This is a genomic window from Streptomyces sp. NRRL F-525 (assembly GCF_000716605.1).
Lineage (GTDB): Bacteria > Actinomycetota > Actinomycetes > Streptomycetales > Streptomycetaceae > Streptomyces.
In genome coordinates this window covers 58,504-75,183 of the sequence record NZ_JNXE01000050.1, presented here as the reverse complement: position 1 = coordinate 75,183, position 16,680 = coordinate 58,504, and the positions used below count along the sequence as shown (strand labels likewise).

Sequence of the window (16,680 nt, the reverse complement as noted above, 5' to 3'; positions counted from 1 at the left end):
TGTTTCGGAATTTCCCCGGTCTTGGTACAAGCGTCGTTTTCCGCTCCCGGACCCGCCCCGGCGTCGTACGCTCCGTCCCAAGCGCACCCCACATGAGTAAGGCGGCCCGAAAGACATGGTCAGCACCGAGTACGAGCGACGGATCGCGGCCCGTTTCGCCACCTTCGACCAGGACGGCAACGGGTTCATCGACCGGGAGGACTTCAACTCGGCGGCCAAGGCGCTGCTCGCGGAGTTCGGTACGGCGGCCCGCTCCGACAAGGGCCAGGCCCTGTACATCGGCGCGGAGGCGTTCTGGCAGGGCATGGCCGGCATCGCGGACCGTGACGGCGACCAGCGCGTCAGCCGCGAGGAGTTCGTCAACGGCGCGGTCAAGCGGCTGCGCGACAACCCGGAGCGCTTCGCCGAGATCGGCCGCCCCTTCCTGCACGCGGCCCTCGACGTCGCCGACCCGGACGGCGACGGCTCGGCCACGATCGCGGACACCGTGCGCGTCCTCAAGGCCCTCGGCGTCCCCGACGAGATCGCCGCGATGGCCGCCGACGCCCTCGACACGGACAGCGACGGCAAGGTCGGCGAGGCGGAGATCATCTCCTCCTTCGCCCGCTACTTCACCGTCCCCGAATAGCGTTCCCGCAGCTTGTACTTGAGCACCTTCCGCAAGGTCTCGTTGCGCGGAAGGGCGTCCACGATCTCCAGCTGCTCCGGCAGCTTGTGCACGGACAGCCCTTCCGCGCGCAGGTAGTCCGTCACGGCGGGCAAGGTCAACTCACCTGCCCCCGGCGCCTGTTCGACCACCGCACACACCCGCTCCCCCCGCTCCGCATCCGGCAGCCCCACGACGGCCACGTCCCCGACGTCCGGATGCGCGGCCAGCAGATCCTCGATCTCCTTCGCCGAGATGTTCTCCCCCTTGCGGATGATCACGTCCTTCAGCCGCCCGGTGAGGATGAGATGCCCGCTGTCCGTCAGGAGACCAAGGTCCCCGGTCCGCAGGAACCCGTCCCCGTCGAACGCCTCCGCCGTCTGCGCGGGGTCCAAGTACCCCTGACACACGGCCTCCCCGCGCAACCGCACCTCCCCGCCCTCCGCGATCCGTATCTCCATCCCGTCCGGCGGCCGCCCCTCGGTCGTCGCCAGATTCTCTACGGTGTCGTCGGGCGCCCCCATCGTGATCATCGGCACCTCGGTCATGCCGTACCCGTGGGTGAGCTGGACCCCCATCTCGCGTACGACGGAGTGGTAGACCTCCGGCGGCTTGGGAGCGCCGCCGCCCGCGAGCAGCCGTAGCGAGGGAATGACCTTCTCGCCCGGCTGCTTGCGCTGCTCGCCAAGGAACATGGAATAGAAGGCGGTTGAGCCACCGGCCACCGTCACCCCGTGCTTGCGGTACCCCTCCAGCGCGTCCGGCAGCGCGAACTGCTCGAACATCACCGCAGGGAAGCCGTACAGCAGCAGCATCACCGTGTAGTCGGGCCCGGCGATGTGCGCGTACGGGAAGGCCATCGAGCCCACGTCGTCCGCCGTCAGGTGGAGCGCGTGGGCGAGGCAGGAGCCGCCCGCGATCAGCGAACGGTCCGTGTGCAGCACGCCCTTGGGGTCGGAGGTGGTGCCGGAGGTCCAGTAGATCCAGCGGACGGAGGTGCCGTCGGTGGGCGGGGCGGGGAGTAAGGCCGGGTCGCCGTCCGGGAGTTGGGCGCTGTCGTACGCCTCGAAGATCCCCCGAGCTCCCAGCCGCCGGGCCATCTCCCTGTAGTCGAAGCCGCGCCAGACGCCCGGCACGGCGAAGTACTCCGCCTTCGACTCCCGTAGCGCGAAGCCGACTTCGCGGTCGCGGTAGAAGGGGATCACCGGGGTCTGTACGGCGCCCAGGCGGGCCAGCGCGAAGGAGAGCAGGGCCGTCTCGATGCGGGTGGGCAGCTGCCAGGCGACCACCGTGCCGGGGCGGACGCCCATGCCGTAGAGGCCGGCCGCCACGCGCTCGGAGCGGTCGCGCAACTCCCCGAAGCTCAGGGCCCGGTCGTCCTGGAGGAGGACCGGGCGGTCGGGGGTGAGGTCGGCGCGGCGGGCGACCAGGTCCCACAGGGTGCGGGAGGAACTCAGGGAGTACGCCGTCTCGTTCATGGTCCCCCTCCTTGGCTGACGACTGACGACTTGGCTGACGACTCGTCAGGTGACATGCTATCTGACGGGTCATCAGATAAGTACCGTCCCGGCGGAGGGGAACCCATGGCCACCGAACTGCCCCGCATCATCAGCGTCGACGACCACGTCATCGAACCCGCGCACCTCTTCGAGACCTGGCTGCCGAAGAAGTACCGCGACCGCGGCCCCCAGCCGCTCACCGCCGGAATCGGCGAACTCGCCTACGTGGCAGGCAAATACCAGATCACGATGGACCCGGACGGCCCGCCCACCGACTGGTGGATCTACGAGGATCTCAAGTTCCCGTACAAGCGCAACATCGCCGCCGTCGGTTTCGACCGCGACGAGATGACCCTGGAGGGCATCACCCGCGAGCAGATGCGGCCCGGCTGCTGGGACCCGGCCGAGCGGCTCAAGGACATGGACCTCAACCACGTCGAGGGCTCGCTCTGCTTCCCGACCTTCCCGCGCTTCTGCGGCCAGACCTTCGCCGAGGCCCACGACAAGGAGGTCGCGCTCGCCTGTGTCCGCGCCTACAACGACTGGATGGTCGAGGAGTGGTGCGGCGACAGCGGCGGCCGGCTCATCCCGCTGTGCCTGATCCCTTTGTGGGACGTCGAGTTGGCCGTGGCGGAGATCCGCCGGAACGCGGCCCGCGGTGTGCGCGCGATGACCTTCTCCGAGATCCCCACCTACCTCGGGCTGCCGTCCATCCACTCCGGCTACTGGGACCCGTTCTTCGCGGTCTGCCAGGAGACGGGCACGGTCGTCAACATGCACATCGGCAGCAGTTCCCAGATGCCCGCCGCCTCCCCGGACGCGCCCCCCGCCGTCCAGGCCTCGCTCTCCTTCAACAACGCGATGGCCTCGATGATGGACTTCCTCTTCAGCGGGGTCCTGGTGAAGTTCCCGACCCTCAAACTCGCCTACTCCGAAGGGCAGATGGGCTGGATCCCGTACGCCCTGGAACGCGCCGACGACGTGTGGGAGGAGCACCGCGCGTGGGGCGGGGTGCGGGATCTCATCCCCGAGCCGCCGTCGACGTACTACTACCGGCAGATGTTCTGCTGCTTCTTCCGCGACAAGCACGGGGTCGCTTCGCTGGATGTGGTGGGCCGGGACAACGCCACGTTCGAGACCGACTACCCGCACGTCGACTCAACCTTCCCGCATACCAAGGAAGTTGCCCTCGACCATGTGAAGGGCCTCGACGACGAGACGGTCTACAAGCTGATGCGGGGCAACGCGATCCGCATGCTGGGCCTGGATCTTGATCAGTAATGGACCTCTCGTACACGGCCGAGGAGGACGAGTTCCGGGCGCGGCTGAGGGAGTGGCTGGCCAAGGTGCTGCCCACCCTCCCCGCGAAGCCGTCGCCGGACGACTGGCCCGGCCGTCGTGCCTACGACTGCGGCTGGCAGCGGATGTTGTACGACGCCGGCTACGGCCATGTGCACTGGGACGCGTCCCCGACCACCCGGCTCATCTTCCTGGAGGAGACCGAGAAGGCGGGCGCGCCCTACGTAGGGGCCAATTTCGTCGGGCTGTTGCACGCGGGGCCGACGATCGCCGCGGAGGGGACTCCCGAGCAGCGGGAGCGGTGGCTGCCGCCGGTGCTGCGGGGTGACGAGGTGTGGTGCCAGGGGTTCAGTGAGCCCGATGCCGGGTCCGACCTGGCGTCGTTGCGTACGCGTGCGTGGCGGGACGGCGACGACTACGTGGTGAGCGGGTCGAAGATCTGGACCTCGCACGCCGAAGTCGCCGACTGGTGTGAGTTGTTGGTGCGGACGGATGCGGAGGCGCCCAAGCATCGGGGGATCAGCTGGCTTGCGATGCCGATGTCCGCGGCGGGGATCACCGTGCGGCCGTTGCGGACGCTCGCCGGGTCTGCGGAGTTCGCCGAGGTGTTTCTTGATGAGGTGCGGGTGCCTGTCGGGAATCGGGTGGGGGACGAGAACGACGGGTGGCGGGTGACGATGGTGACCCTTTCCTTTGAGCGCGGCACGGCTTTCGTGGGTGAAGTCGTCGCCTGTCGGCGGGTGTTGGGGGAGCTGGCGGTCGAAGCGCGGCGGAATGGGCGTTGGGATGATCCGGGGATCAGGCGTCAACTGGGGCGGCTTAACGCTGAGTTCAGGGCGTTGTGGCGGCTTACTCAGTGGAATGTGAGTGAGTCGGAGGCGAGTGGGGGCGTTCCTGGGGTTGGGGGGTCGGTTTTCAAGTTGCGGTATTCGCATGCGCGGCAGGAGTTGTACGACGTGGCGGCGGACGTTCTTGGGCCCGACTCCCTTGACCTGGAACGGGCTTGGGTGTTGGACCGGCTGTCGTCGCTGTCCTACACGATCGCTGCGGGTACGTCGCAGATTCAGCAGAACATCGTGGCTGAGCGGATTCTGGGGTTGCCGAAGGGGCGCTGACATGCGGTTTCAACTTACCGATGATCAGAGGGTGTTGCGGGATGCAGTTCGGGGTGTGATCGGTCGGTGGTCGGGTGCGGGCCGGTGGGGGCTGGTCGCGCAGTTCCCCGCGCCCCTAAAAGCTCCTCGGCTGGATCGGGGTTTGTGGAGGGCCCTTGGCGACCTTGGGGTGTTCTCTCTGCGGGTGGCTGAAGCTGAGGGAGGGGCTGGACTTGGGCTTCCCGAAGCTGTGTTGGTGTTTGAGGAGCTTGGGTGGGGGTTGGTGCCGGGGCCGTTGGTGGCTACGCATCTTGCTGCTGGGGTGGTGCCGGGCGCGGCTACCGGAGAGACGGTTGTCGCCGCTGCCGACGGGAGCCTCGTGGAGTGGCTGGACGAGGCTGATGTCGTGTTGCCGGGGGCCGAGGGGGCCGTAGCGCTGCGGTCTGTCGATCCGTTGACGCCGTTGCATCGGGTGCCGGCTCCCGCGCGTACCGAACCTGTTGCTGTTCTTCTCACTGCCGCCGAGCAGCTTGGGACCGCCGGGCGTGTGTGTGGGCTTGCGGTGCAACACGCCCGGACTCGGGAGCAGTTCGGGCAGGCGATCGGGGGGTTTCAGGCCGTCAAGCATTTGTGTGCGCAGTCGTTGGTGCGGGTGGAGGTGGCTCGGGCCGCCGTGTACGCGGCGGCTGTTACCGGGGATGCGGTGGACATCGCCGCGGCTCGGTTGCTCGCCGATGAGGCTGCCGTGCGGGGGGCGCGGGACTGTCTGCAGGTGCATGGCGGGATGGGGTTCACCTGGGAGTCCGAGGTTCATCTGCATCTGAAACGGGCGTGGGTGCGCGCTCGGCGTGGTGGTGGGGACACGGAGAGTGAGGAGGTGCTCGCGGCGGATCTGCTGGCCCAGGCGGGCTAGCGGGGCGGCTGCCTGCGGGGACCGGGACGGCGGCGACAACGGTGTCGCGGATCGTGGCATACCGGAATCACGGAGCGTTGATATCGGGTTGTGTCCTACGCGTGACTTGTCACGGCCTGGAGTCGTCTATGGGCTCCGGTACCTTGTGTGGGATGCGAGTGGTTCAAGGTACGAGCCATGCCGGTGTTGCCTGTGAGGCGGCTCCGGATCGGGCGATGCGCACCCCCGCTCGCACGGCAGAACAGGCTTTCACCCCGGCCTGTTCGACTGCCCGCGGCGAGCGTCGCACAGTATCCCGCACTCGTACTCCTTCGCGCTGGAATATGCCCGAAGCGCTTGTTGGGGTGACTGAACGTCAACCATGCTGTCTCGCAAGGGATTCACGGTCCGTGACCCTGGTTCTGGCCGTTGTTCTGGTCATGCAGGAAATGGCTACGATCGTGGCCCTCGTGAGGCGCGAGGCTAAGTGTCCGCCGGTTCGGATGGTGTGAGCGGTGCAGGTGCTTCAAGTGCAGCTGGAGATCCGGCCCGACCCCGCTGAGGTGGGGCGAGCCCGGCGGTGGGCGCGTTCGCGGCTCGCGGGGTCTGGGATAGAGGCCGACGAACCGCTCGCGGAGACGCTGATCCTGCTCGTCTCCGAGCTGGTCACCAACGCCGTCGTGCACACCGGCTGTCCGGCCGTGCTGCGGCTCTCCCTGCCGGACGTGGTGACCGAGTCGGCGACCGTACGGCTGGAGGTCGCCGACACCAGCTGCAAGGCGCCCGTGCCGCGCTGCGCGGACGGCGACGAGACCGGCGGCCGCGGCCTGGCCCTGGTGGACGGCCTAGCCGACCGCTGGGGCTGGAGCGCCGAGGGCACCGGCAAGCGCATCTGGTGCGAGATCGACCGGGACAGCGAACCCCGGGAGATCGCGTGCGCGGGCGGTGCCGCGGCGTACGAGGGCTTCGCGTACGAGGCCGTGTAGGTGCTGCCTGCAAGTGCCGGGCGGAGATGCGCCGGGCTGTGCTTCCGTGCGCGCCCTGCGATAAAAGGGGCTTACGCCACAAATCCCCGGATGGGCGTTGACGCGACGTGACCATGTGGTCACGCTTGTGGGCAGCGATTCGCCGCGAGGGGACGGCGAGGGCTTCGGTGACGGGAGCCCTCGGCGAGTGTGGGTCGTGTTCGGCGTGGGCCCCCTCGGGGCCGGGGGTCAGGACGGGGCGCCGGAGTCGGATGGCGGCACGCGGTGCCGTGCTCGGGGCGGGCAGCAGCGCGCCGCCATCCGACCGTAAGTCCGGCCCTCGTCATAACCGGACTGTCCTAGAGGATGGCGATCGGGGCCACCGGGGTTCCCGTCGCGCCCACGAAAGGTTCGGGCATCGCGGAGAGGAAGAACGCGTAGCGGTTTTCTTGTCCACAGGCTGTGGACAACTCTTCGAGATTCCAGTTCTGGCCCTGCAGCATGCCCATCTCGACCAGGTCGAGCGCGTGCACCGGCAGCCACAAGTCGTCTATTTCCGGCGGAAATATCTCAAAGGTCAGGGTGTCGTTGGCGACCGCCGCGACATCCCGCGCGTGGAACCACTCCGGCGTACGGACCGACAGCCCGGGTGACGGATAGCCGTACCCGTGCTTGTCGCCCGCCAGATACACCTGCACCCGCCCGGTCCGTACGAGCACGATGTCGCCCGCGCGGACCCGCGTACCGGCGAACTCCTCGGCGGCTTCCAGGTCTTCAGGGGTGACCGCGTGACCTCCTTCGAGGCGATCGACGCCCCGCGCGCGTGCCACGTCGAGCAGGATCCCGCGCGAGACGATGTGCCGGGCCTTGTCGATTCCGCTGAACTCGGCGCCGCCGTGCGGGGTCACGGTGCCGGCCGGGCGGCCGTTGTAGAGCTTCCCGGAGTGCGAGACGTGGGTGAGCGCGTCCCAGTGGGTGCCGGCCTGTAGTCCCATGGTCACGGCGTCGTCGCTGCACGCGACGGTTCCCGGGCCGAAGAGTTCCTGGTTGATCTGCACCATCGCGTGCAGGGGGTTGATCCGGCCGGGGATCATCCCCGTCTGGACGCCGTCCTGTTGGAGGGGGAGCGCGAGCGGAACGCGGCGGCCGGTGCGGATCTCGGCGGCGGCCGCCCGGATCACCTCGTCGGTGATCAGGTTCAGCGTGCCGATCTCGTCGTCCGAGCCCCAACGGCCCCAGTTGTTCACGCGCTTGGCGATGTCGTGGAACTCGGGACCAAGTGACGGCGGTGACGTCTGCGGTGACGGCTGCGGTGACATCGGGGCCTCCCCGGGGCTTGTCCTCAGGTATCTGACGGGTCGTAGAATCTGAGTCGAATCTAACGGACCGTCAGAAACCGTGGGAGGGGCCGGACATGGGGAACTTCTTGGCTGGCAAGGTCATCGCTGTCACGGGGGCGGGGCGGGGGATCGGACGGGCTGTTGCGCTTGCCGCTGCGGGGGAGGGGGCGCGGGTTGTCGTCAACGACTACGGGGTCTCCATGGACGGGGTCTCGCCTACGAGTGAGATCGCGGAGAGGGTCGTCAAGGAGATCTTGGCTGCGGGTGGGGAGGCTGTTGCTGTTGCCGATGACATCTCGACGATGGCTGGGGGGCAGCGGGTTGTCGATGTCGCGGTGTCTTCGTTCGGGCGGATCGATGGGGTGGTGTGCGTTGCGGGGATTCTTCGGGAGCGGATGCTTTTCAATATGTCCGAGGAGGAGTGGGATCCGGTTCTCGCCACTCATTTGAAGGGGACTTTCACTGTGTTTCGGGCGGCTTCCGCTGTTATGCGGAAGCAGCGGGCGGGGACGTTGATCGGGTTCACCAGTGGGAATCATCAAGGGTCGGTTTCTCAGGCCAATTACAGTGCGGCCAAGGGTGGGATTATTTCGCTTGTGCGGAGCGCCGCGTTGGGATTGAACAAGTATGGGGTCACTGCCAACGCGGTCGCGCCTGTTGCTCGTACGCGGATGTCTGCGAACGTTCCTATGGAGTTGGCGGAGATCGGGTCGCCGGAGGATGTGGCGGCCCTTGTTGTTTATCTGTTGTCCGAGCGGGCTCGGGAGGCTGGGATCACCGGGCAGGTTTATACCGTTGCCGGGGAGAAGATCGCGGTGTGGGCGCAGCCTCGGGAGTTGCGGGCGGCGTATGCGGCCGGAGGGTGGACGGCGGAGAAGATCGCGGAGTTTTTGCCGGGGTCTGTCGGGGTGGATCCGATGCCGATGCTTTCTCGGTTGCAGGAGATGGAGCGGGCTGCGCGGGGTGGGGAGCGGCCTAACGCCTAGGGGGGTGGGGGGTTGTGTTGTGTGGCGTGTGCGGGTGCGTGGGGGCTGGTCGCGCAGTTCCCCGCGCCCCTGGGTTAGTTGAGCCGGCCTGTGCTGGAAGGGGACCCGCTGTGGAATTTGGATTCGCTGACGCAGATGAAGACTTTCGGGTGGAGGTTCGGGCGTGGCTCTCTGAGCATGTTGATTCTGATCAGGATCGGCGGGCTTGGGAACGGACGCTTGGTAAGAGTGGGTGGATCGGGCTGGGTTGGCCGGAGTCCGGGTATGGGAATCGGACGGGGAGCCTTACCCAACAGGTCGCCTGGGCCGAGGAATACGCGCGGTCGGACGCGCCGCCTCGGTCCGGGCATATTGGGGAGAACCTTCTTGCCCCTACCCTCATCGCGCATGGAAGCGACGAGCAGAAGGCGCGTTTCCTGCCGGCTGTCGCCGCGGGGGACGAGCTGTGGTGTCAGGGGTACAGCGAACCGGGGGCCGGGTCGGATCTCGCGGGGGTGCGGACTGTTGCCGTGCGGGACGGTGGGGAGTATCGGGTCACCGGGCAGAAGATCTGGACCTCGCTCGCTCATGAGGCCGACTGGTGTTTTGTGTTGGCGCGGACCGAGGTGGGGTCGCGGCGGCATCGGGGGTTGAGTTTTCTGCTCGTGCCCATGGATCAGCCGGGGTGTGTCGAGGTGCGGCCCATACGGCAGTTGACCGGGACGAGTGAGTTCAACGAGGTGTTTTTTGAGGGGGCACGTGCGCGTGCCGAGCATCTTGTGGGTGGGGAGGGCGAGGGGTGGGCCGTTGCCATGAGCCTGCTCGGGTTCGAGCGGGGGGTGTCGACCCTGGCCCAACAGATCGGGTTCGCGCGGGAGTTGGGGCGGGTTGTCGAAACCGCCGTTGCCTCGGGGGCCGTTGGTGATCCCGTCCTGCGTGATCGACTCGTGCGGCAGTGGGCCGAGTTGAAGGCCATGCGGTGGAACGCGCTGCGGACCCTCGGGCGCGCCGGGGACGCCGGGGCGCCCAGTGTGGCCAAGCTGTTGTGGGGCGGGTGGCATCAGCGGCTCGGGGAGTTGGCGATGCAGGTGCGGGGGGCCGCAGCGACGGTCGGGCCGGTGGACTGGACGCCGTCACTGTCGTACGAACTCGACCTGTTCCAGCACCAGTTCCTCTTTTCGCGGGCCGACACGATCTACGGCGGCTCGGACCAGGTTCAGCGCACGATCATCGCCGAGCGGGTGCTCGGTCTGCCCAGGGAACCCAAGGGGGTCGTCTGATGCGCGGTGTGGTCTTCGACGGCAAGCAGATCCAGGTCGTGGACGATCTGGAGGTACGGGAGCCGGGGCCCGGGGAAGTGCTGGTCGCGATCTCGGCGGCCGGGTTGTGCCACAGCGATCTGTCCGTGGTGGACGGGACCATACCTTTTCCCGTTCCTGTGGTGTTGGGGCATGAGGGTGCCGGGGTGGTCGAGGCCGTGGGTGTGGGCGTCACCCATGTCGCGCCCGGGGATCATGTCGCTCTGTCCACGCTCGCCAACTGCGGTACCTGCGCCGAGTGTGACCGGGGGCGGCCGACCATGTGCCGGCAGGCCATCGGGCGGCCGGGGAAGCCGTTCACGCGGGGCGGGAAGGCTGTCTATCAGTTCGCCTCCAACTCCGCCTTCGCCGAGCGGACCGTGGTGAAAGCCGTGCAGGCCGTGCGGATACCGGAGGACATTCCGCTGCCGTCAGCCGCGCTCATCGGGTGCGGGGTGCTGACCGGGGTCGGTGCCGTTCTCAATCGGGCGCGGGTTGGGCTGGGGGAGAGCGTTGTCGTCATCGGGACGGGTGGGATCGGGCTCAATGTTCTTCAAGGGGCCCGGATCGCGGGGGCGTTGACGATCGTCGCGGTGGACGCGAATCCCGGGAAGGAGGCTGTGGCTCGGGAGTTCGGGGCCACGCACTTCCTGACGTCGGCGGAAGGTGTGCGGGAGATTCTGCCCAACGGGGCCGACCACGCGTTCGAGTGCGTGGGGCGGGTGGAGTTGATTCGGCAGGCCGTGGATCTGCTGGATCGGCATGGGCAGGCGGTGTTGCTCGGGGTGCCGCCGGCTGCCGCCGAGGCGTCCTTCCTCGTCTCGTCCATGTATTTGGACAAGTCGATTCTCGGGTGCCGGTACGGGTCCTCGCGGCCGCAGCGGGACATCGCGCTGTACGCCCAGCTGTATCGCGAAGGGCGGTTGCTGCTCGATGAGTTGGTGACCGAGACGTATCCCGTCGAGGACTTCGAGAAGGCGGCGGAGGACGCGGAGGCGGGGCGGGTGGCGCGTGGGGTTCTGACGTTCTGACGTTCTGACGGTCCCTGTTGAGCGGATGGGCTCAGCGGGTGGTGGCTGGAGTTATCCACAGGCCGGGGAAATTCCTGGGGCGCTGTCGGTCCCGGGCCTTAGCGTTTTGGCATGACTTACCGCGATGTGGTCTCCCGCCAGGTTCTGACCTGGGCCTGCACCGCCCTGGGCGCCCGGATGCCGGTGGCCATGGCGCCGCTGGCCCTGGTCTTCCTGGTGCGCGAGCGGCCGGGGGGTTACTCGCTGGGCGCGATACTCGCGGGGGCCTATGTCCTGGGGGAGATCGGCGGGGCGCCGGTGCTCGGGATGCGGTTGCGGCCTGAGCGGGCCCGGGTTCAGCTGGCGGTCGGGCTCGCGGTCGGGACGGTCGGGTTTCTGGGGCTCGGGGTGTTTCCGGGGGCGCATCCTGCCGTGCTCGCCGGGTTCGCGTTCGTCGCCGGGGGTGCGCCGGCCGCCGCCACCGGTGGACTGCGCACGCTGCTGGGGGAGTTGGTGCCCGCGCGGTCCGTGGCGCAGGCCTTGTCCGTCGAGTCGATACTCATGGCCGGGGTGTGGGCCGTGTCTCCGGCGGCGGTGGCCGGGCTGGCGCTCGGTGTGGCGCCGAGAGGCCCGCTGTTGCTCGCGGCCGGGTTGATGGCGTGGTCGGTTGCGGGGCTGTGGTTGCTGCCGGACCGGTGGGGCGGGGGTGACCCGGGCGGTGCGGTCGGGGACGGTCCTCCGCTGCTCCGGGTGCTGGTCGGAGCCTGGCCGGTGTATGTCGTGGGCGCGGCCAGCCTTGCCCTGCTCGGACTGTCGGAGCTCGTCCTTCCGGCGCTGCTCGAACAGCGTGGCATCGGGGTCGGCTGGTCGGGGCCGCTGCTGACCGGGATGGCGGTGGGGGGTGGGTTGGGCGCGTTCGTCTACGGCTTGCGCGGCTGGCCAGGGCTGTTGCGCACCCGGAGTGTGGTGCTGATGGCCGGTACCTCGGTGTGTGTGGCGCTGGCCGCGCTGATACCGGCCACGGCGGGGATCGCCGTCGCGTTGGTCATGGGCGGCACGCTTCAGTCGGGGGCGATGCTCACCCGGAATCTCTCGCTGCGGGAGGTGCTGCCGCCGGGGGCGTTGGCCGCGGGGTACTCCGTGATGTACGCGGCGTCGGGGGCGGGGTATGCGGCGACGGGGTCGTTGGCCGGTGCGTTGTTGAAGGTGGCTGCGCCTTCGACGGCGATTCTCGCGGGGGTGTGTCTGACCCTGGTGATGACTGGCGTGGGGTGGTGGGGAGAGGTACGGCGGGCGAGACGGGTTCAGTGTGCGGAGGGGAGTGGTGGAGGCGCCGTAGAACCAGGGGGTGTTGGAGCTGGGGTGGGTGCTGAGGGCGCCAAGTGAGCTGGGGCGCCAGGTCAGTTGAGGGCGCCGACCGGGCCGTGGTGATCGGAGTCGGCGGTGGCGCGGTCGGGTTCGGAGCCGCCGTTGGACCCTGTTGCCGCCGTTGCTCCTCCCGTGCGGAAGGTGCGGCGGTAGCCGGTCGGGGTGACGCCCAGGGCCGTCTGCAGATGCTGGCGCATCGACTGGGCCGTGCCGAAGCCGGCGTCCGTGGCGACCTGGTCCATGGAGAGGTCGGTGGATTCGAGGAGGTGGCGGGCTCGTTCGACGCGTTGCTGGGTGAGCCACTGGCCGGGGCTGATGCCGACCTCCTCGCGGAAGCGGCGGGTGAAGGTGCGCACGGACATCGCCTCCTGCTCGGCCATGTCCCGGAGTTGGAGGGGTTCGTGGAGGCGGGCCAGGGCCCAGGTGCGGGCGGCGGTCGTGGTCGCCACCTGCGGGTCCGGCACCGGGCGGTGGATGTACTGCGCCTGGCCGCCGTCGCGGTGGGGCGGTACGACGGTGCGGCGGGCGACGTCGTTGGCGACGGCGGTGCCGTGGTCGCGGCGGACCATGTGCAGGCACAGGTCGATACCGGCGGCGACACCGGCGGAGGTGAGGACGTCGCCGTCGTCGATGAAGAGGACGTCCGCGTCGACCTCGATCTGGGGGAACAGTTCCTGGAAGCGTTCGGCGTCGGCCCAGTGCGTGGTGGCGGGGCGGCCGTCGAGGAGACCGGCGGCGGCGAGGACGTAGACGCCGGTGCAGATGGAGGCGAGGCGGGTGCCGGGGCGGATGTGGGCGAGGGCGGCGGCGAGTTCGGGGGTGAGGACGCCCTCCTCGAAGACCGGGCCGAGTTCGTACGACGCCGGGACGATCACGGTGTCGGCGGTGGCGAGGGCCTCCGGGCCGTTCGGGACGTGGATGGCGAAGTCGGCGTCGGTGTCGACCGGGCCGGGCGGGCGGACCGAGCAGGTGACGACCTCGTACAGCAGCCGCCCCTCGGCGTCCCGGGGGCGGCCGAAGATGCGGTGCGGGATGCCCAGCTCGAAGGGGAGGAGGCCGTCGAGGGCGAGGACGACGACGCGGTGCGGGCGGAACTCCGGCTCGGGCTCTCGGCTCATGGCCCGATTCTACCGAATGCTGTCCTTCGGGCCAGTGGCCCGGGAGGGGCGGGATGCCGGAAGCTCATTGACGTGACGCAGACAACCGATGCCACGCCCGGTCCCGGCACCGCCGAGGAGCCCGGCCCCGAGCCCAGCGGCCGTAGCCGTCGTAGTCGTAGCCGTACCCGGATCAACCGCGCCTGGTTCGTCGCCGCCGTCACGTTCGTGACGATCATCGGGGCGGCGGCGTTCCGTTCGCTGCCGGGGCTGCTGATCGATCCGTTGCACCAGGAGTTCGGGTGGTCGCGGGGCACGATCGGGGCGGCGGCCTCCATCAACCTCGCGTTGTACGGGCTGACGGCCCCCTTCGCGGCGGCGCTGATGGACCGCTTCGGCATCCGGCGGGTGGTCGCGGTCGCGTTGACCGTGATCGCGCTCGGGTCGGGTCTGACGGTGTGGATGACGGCGCCGTGGCAACTGCTGCTGTGCTGGGGCCTGTTGGTGGGGTTGGGCAGCGGTTCGATGGCGCTCGCGTTCGCGGCGACGGTCACCAACCGCTGGTTCGTCGCGCGGAAGGGCCTGGTCACCGGCATCCTGACGGCGGCCTCGGCATCCGGCCAGCTGATCTTCCTGCCGCTGCTGTCCTGGATAGTCGAGGAGCACAATTGGCGCCCGGCGGCGGTGACCGTGTCCCTCGCGGCCCTGGCCGTCGTCCCCTTCGTGTGGCTGCTGCTGCGGGACCACCCGGCGGACGTGGGCGCGAAGCCGTACGGGGCGACCGAGTTCGTGCCGAAGCCGGAACCGGTGACGGGTGCGGCCCGCCGCACGGTGTCGGTGCTGTTCAAGGCGGTGCGCACGGGCCCGTTCTGGCTGCTGGCCGGGACCTTCGCGATCTGCGGCGCGTCCACGAACGGGCTGATCCAGACCCACTTCGTGCCCGCCGCCCACGACCACGGCATGCCCATCACGGCGGCGGCCTCGCTGCTCGCGGTGATCGGCGTCTTCGACGTGGTCGGCACGATCGCCTCCGGCTGGTTCACCGACCGCTTCGAACCGCGCCGCCTGCTCGCCGTGTACTACGCCCTGCGCGGCATCTCGCTCCTCTTCCTCCCCATGTTGCTGGCCCCCACCGTCCACCCGCCGATGCTCTTCTTCATCGTCTTCTACGGCCTCGACTGGGTCGCCACGGTCCCCCCGACCCTCGCCCTGTGCCGCGAGCAGTACGGCGAGGACAGCGCGATCGTCTTCGGCTGGGTCCTCGCCTCCCACCAGATCGGCGCGGCGCTCGTCGCCTTCCTGGGCGGGGTGGCGCGGGACGCGTTCGGGTCGTACGACATGGTCTGGTACGTGGCGGGGGCGCTGTGCGCGGTGGCGGCGCTGATGGCGCTGGTGATCCGGCGGCGGCCGGTCGTGGGGATGGCCCCGGTCGCGGTGGCGTGACGGCTACGGCGCGGAGGTGATGTTCCCCTTCGCGTCCACGGTGTGGGTCTGCCAGTACGTGTCCCACTTGTCGTCGACGTGCTTCGGCACCTTCCCCTTCGGGTACCGGGCATAGCCGCTCGGCGGGTTGTCGCCGTTCTTCACGCAGGCGCCGCCCGCGGTGCTGCCCACGGCCAGGACCGGGTACTCGCCCCCGCCGCACATGGCGTCCGCGGTGGAGAACGAGCAGGCGGACAGCAGCCCGGCGGCGGATATCAGGACGGACGTGAGAACGGCGACTCGTGTGCGCTTGCTCATGGTTGGGTCCCCCGGTCGGAAGCTCGAATGCTCGAATCGGTCTGAGAGCAAGGCTGCCGGAGGTGGGGCGGACCTTCATGAGTACGCGGGCTCAGAAGCGCGGCCCGGGTTACTCGGTCGTCGTCCGCACGGGCGCGCTGCTGCGGCCGCGGTCCCGGCCGCTGAGTTCGGCGTCGAAGGTCTCCTGGGCGACGCGCATGACCTCGGCGTACGCGGGTTGCCGCAGCCGGTCCCACATCTCGTCCTCGGGGACGTCCTCCACGTGGGCGACCACCCACCAGATGTTGCCGAAGGGGTCCTTGATCCGGCCGCCGCGCTGTCCGAAGGCGTCGTTCGCCAGGGGCGTGACGACGCGGCTCCCGGCGTCGACGGCCCGGGCGAACGCCTGGTCCGCGTCCGGCACGAACACGCGCAGCAGGCTCGGCATGACGGGCCAGTCCGGGGCGCGGTCGAAGGCCAGCACGACCGTGTCGCCGACCCGGATCTCACCGTGCCCGATCGCCCCGCCCTCGGTCACCACCCGCCCGAGTTCCTTCCCGCCGAACGCCGCGGCGACGAAGTCGAGAAAGGCACCCGTGTCGTCGGTCATGACCCAGGGAGCGACGGTGGTGTAGCCGTCCGGGGCCGAATTGGTGTGGTGGGGCATCGTCGGGGTCCCTTCGTCGCTGCCGAGTTTCGGGGGCGACGATAGGGGCGGGGTAGGACAGATCCTGTCCTACTGACGCGCACCGATGCCGATGCCGACGGTCAGAGGAAGCGGCCTCGGTGGAACAACAGGGGTGCTCCCTCGCCCTCGTCGGTCCCCAGCCCGTCCACCCGGCCCACCACGATCAGATGGTCGCCCCCGGTGTGCACGGCGTGGATCGTGCAGTCGATCCAGGCGGCGGCGTCGGTGAGGCGGGGGGAGCCGGAGACCGGGGAGGCGTCGTACGGGACGCCGGCGAACTTGTCCGTGCCGCTCGCCGCGAAGCCGCGGCACAACTCGCCCTGGTGGGCGGCGAGTACGTTGACGCAGAAGACACCGGCGCGGGCGATGCGCGGCCAGGTCGTAGACGTACGGCCGACCATGAAGACGACGAGGGGCGGGTCGAGGGAGAGGGCGGAGAAGGACTGGCAGGCGAACCCGGCGGGGCCGGGTTCGCCGGTGGCCGCGGGGGCGGTGATCACGGTCACGCCGGTCGCGAACGAGCCCAGTACGCGCCGGAATTGACCCTGGTCGACCGGTGCCCGCTCGTCGTCCGTGACACACCGAAGCTCCGGCCGCGGCAGCGCCTCGACAGGCTGCGCGGCCGGAGCGCTTCCGGCCGACCTGAGGTACCGGACGGCGGCCGCGGCCGCCCCTGCGTGTCCCATCACATCACCCATTGAAGCTGACGGCTCATCAGATAGGAAGGGGTGCGGGCCTGTCGGCGTCCGGTCTCGCGGAGAGGCCTGAATCGCCTCTGTGCTGGGCCAATTCACAGACTG

Annotated in this window: 16 protein-coding genes; 10 read left to right on the top strand and 6 right to left on the bottom strand. The window is 69.2% G+C overall.

The window, feature by feature from the left end; genetic code table 11:
* Window positions 1-115: 115 nt before the first annotated feature.
* Window positions 116-628, top strand: a complete 513-nt coding sequence (locus OO69_RS43595; protein WP_019057337.1) for an EF-hand domain-containing protein — start codon at window positions 116-118, stop codon at window positions 626-628.
* Here the strand turns inward: OO69_RS43595 and OO69_RS43590 are convergent.
* Window positions 607-2,124 (bottom strand): class I adenylate-forming enzyme family protein, encoded by a 1,518-nt coding sequence (locus OO69_RS43590; protein ID WP_033286533.1) that lies wholly within the window; start codon window positions 2,122-2,124, stop codon window positions 607-609. The genes OO69_RS43595 and OO69_RS43590 overlap by 22 nt on opposite strands.
* Window positions 2,125-2,229: 105 nt before the next feature.
* Here OO69_RS43590 and OO69_RS43585 point away from each other — a divergent pair, with 105 nt between their 5' ends.
* From OO69_RS43585 to OO69_RS43570, 4 genes are all read left to right on the top strand, one after another.
* Entirely contained in the window at window positions 2,230-3,426 is a 1,197-nt protein-coding gene (locus OO69_RS43585) for an amidohydrolase family protein (RefSeq protein WP_033286532.1), read from the top strand.
* Window positions 3,426-4,559: an acyl-CoA dehydrogenase family protein gene (locus OO69_RS43580; protein WP_033286531.1), complete on the top strand. Its 1,134-nt coding sequence runs from the start codon at window positions 3,426-3,428 to the stop codon at window positions 4,557-4,559. Before OO69_RS43585 ends, OO69_RS43580 begins: the two co-directional genes overlap by 1 nt.
* A 1-nt stretch (window position 4,560) precedes the next feature.
* Complete coding sequence (locus tag OO69_RS43575) at window positions 4,561-5,451, top strand: acyl-CoA dehydrogenase (RefSeq protein WP_033286530.1); 891 nt, start codon at window positions 4,561-4,563, stop codon at window positions 5,449-5,451.
* Window positions 5,452-5,945: 494 nt separating this feature from the next.
* Complete coding sequence (locus OO69_RS43570; RefSeq protein ID WP_106971221.1) at window positions 5,946-6,416, top strand: ATP-binding protein; 471 nt, start codon at window positions 5,946-5,948, stop codon at window positions 6,414-6,416.
* A gap of 338 nt (window positions 6,417-6,754) precedes the next feature.
* Here OO69_RS43570 and OO69_RS43565 read toward each other — a convergent pair whose 3' ends face one another.
* A complete protein-coding gene (locus tag OO69_RS43565) occupies window positions 6,755-7,714 on the bottom strand; it encodes a cyclase family protein (protein ID WP_051801677.1) in 960 nt (319 codons plus the stop codon).
* Between the two features lie 95 nt (window positions 7,715-7,809).
* Between OO69_RS43565 and OO69_RS43560 the strand changes: the two genes are divergently transcribed.
* From OO69_RS43560 to OO69_RS43545, 4 genes are all read left to right on the top strand, one after another.
* A complete protein-coding gene (locus tag OO69_RS43560; protein WP_033286528.1) occupies window positions 7,810-8,721 on the top strand; it encodes an SDR family oxidoreductase in 912 nt (303 codons plus the stop codon).
* A 110-nt stretch (window positions 8,722-8,831) separates the two neighbouring features.
* The gene (locus OO69_RS43555; RefSeq protein WP_033286527.1) at window positions 8,832-9,980 is read left to right on the top strand and encodes an acyl-CoA dehydrogenase family protein; all 1,149 of its coding nucleotides are present in this window, start codon (window positions 8,832-8,834) and stop codon (window positions 9,978-9,980) included.
* Window positions 9,980-11,029, top strand: coding sequence for a Zn-dependent alcohol dehydrogenase (locus OO69_RS43550; protein WP_033286526.1), 1,050 nt, complete (start codon window positions 9,980-9,982; stop codon window positions 11,027-11,029). Before OO69_RS43555 ends, OO69_RS43550 begins: the two co-directional genes overlap by 1 nt.
* A gap of 111 nt (window positions 11,030-11,140) precedes the next feature.
* Window positions 11,141-12,394, top strand: coding sequence for a hypothetical protein (locus tag OO69_RS43545; RefSeq protein ID WP_051801675.1), 1,254 nt, complete (start codon window positions 11,141-11,143; stop codon window positions 12,392-12,394).
* Window positions 12,395-12,408: 14 nt separating this feature from the next.
* Here OO69_RS43545 and OO69_RS43540 read toward each other — a convergent pair whose 3' ends face one another.
* Window positions 12,409-13,494, bottom strand: coding sequence for a GlxA family transcriptional regulator (locus tag OO69_RS43540; protein WP_234444681.1), 1,086 nt, complete (start codon window positions 13,492-13,494; stop codon window positions 12,409-12,411).
* Between the two features lie 72 nt (window positions 13,495-13,566).
* On the opposite strand from OO69_RS43540, the gene OO69_RS43535 reads away from it, so the two are divergent.
* Window positions 13,567-14,916, top strand: coding sequence for an MFS transporter (locus OO69_RS43535; RefSeq protein WP_033286525.1), 1,350 nt, complete (start codon window positions 13,567-13,569; stop codon window positions 14,914-14,916).
* A 3-nt stretch (window positions 14,917-14,919) separates the two neighbouring features.
* On the opposite strand, the gene OO69_RS43530 is transcribed toward OO69_RS43535, so the two are convergent.
* The 3 genes from OO69_RS43530 to OO69_RS43520 form a co-directional block, all read right to left on the bottom strand.
* Window positions 14,920-15,213: an SCO0607 family lipoprotein gene (locus OO69_RS43530; RefSeq protein WP_051801673.1), complete on the bottom strand. Its 294-nt coding sequence runs from the start codon at window positions 15,211-15,213 to the stop codon at window positions 14,920-14,922.
* Window positions 15,214-15,322: 109 nt separating this feature from the next.
* Window positions 15,323-15,859, bottom strand: a complete 537-nt coding sequence (locus OO69_RS43525) for a VOC family protein (protein WP_033286523.1) — start codon at window positions 15,857-15,859, stop codon at window positions 15,323-15,325.
* Between the two features lie 101 nt (window positions 15,860-15,960).
* Window positions 15,961-16,566 carry a flavin reductase family protein gene (locus OO69_RS43520; RefSeq protein WP_033286522.1) on the bottom strand — a complete coding sequence of 202 codons (606 nt, stop codon included), beginning with the start codon at window positions 16,564-16,566 and terminating at the stop codon, window positions 15,961-15,963.
* Window positions 16,567-16,680: the final 114 nt, after the last annotated feature.

Coding starts and splice junctions, on each gene's coding strand:
- OO69_RS43525 (WP_033286523.1), bottom strand. CDS start 15,859: ATGCCCCACCACACCAATTCGGCCCCGGACGGCTACACCACCGTCGCT.
- OO69_RS43560 (WP_033286528.1), top strand. CDS start 7,810: ATGGGGAACTTCTTGGCTGGCAAGGTCATCGCTGTCACGGGGGCGGGG.
- OO69_RS43580 (WP_033286531.1), top strand. CDS start 3,426: ATGGACCTCTCGTACACGGCCGAGGAGGACGAGTTCCGGGCGCGGCTG.
- OO69_RS43550 (WP_033286526.1), top strand. CDS start 9,980: ATGCGCGGTGTGGTCTTCGACGGCAAGCAGATCCAGGTCGTGGACGAT.
- OO69_RS43575 (WP_033286530.1), top strand. CDS start 4,561: ATGCGGTTTCAACTTACCGATGATCAGAGGGTGTTGCGGGATGCAGTT.
- OO69_RS43595 (WP_019057337.1), top strand. CDS start 116: ATGGTCAGCACCGAGTACGAGCGACGGATCGCGGCCCGTTTCGCCACC.
- OO69_RS43520 (WP_033286522.1), bottom strand. CDS start 16,566: ATGGGACACGCAGGGGCGGCCGCGGCCGCCGTCCGGTACCTCAGGTCG.
- OO69_RS43565 (WP_051801677.1), bottom strand. CDS start 7,714: ATGTCACCGCAGCCGTCACCGCAGACGTCACCGCCGTCACTTGGTCCC.
- OO69_RS43530 (WP_051801673.1), bottom strand. CDS start 15,213: ATGAGCAAGCGCACACGAGTCGCCGTTCTCACGTCCGTCCTGATATCC.
- OO69_RS43590 (WP_033286533.1), bottom strand. CDS start 2,124: ATGAACGAGACGGCGTACTCCCTGAGTTCCTCCCGCACCCTGTGGGAC.
- OO69_RS43540 (WP_234444681.1), bottom strand. CDS start 13,494: ATGAGCCGAGAGCCCGAGCCGGAGTTCCGCCCGCACCGCGTCGTCGTC.
- OO69_RS43585 (WP_033286532.1), top strand. CDS start 2,230: ATGGCCACCGAACTGCCCCGCATCATCAGCGTCGACGACCACGTCATC.
- OO69_RS43545 (WP_051801675.1), top strand. CDS start 11,141: ATGACTTACCGCGATGTGGTCTCCCGCCAGGTTCTGACCTGGGCCTGC.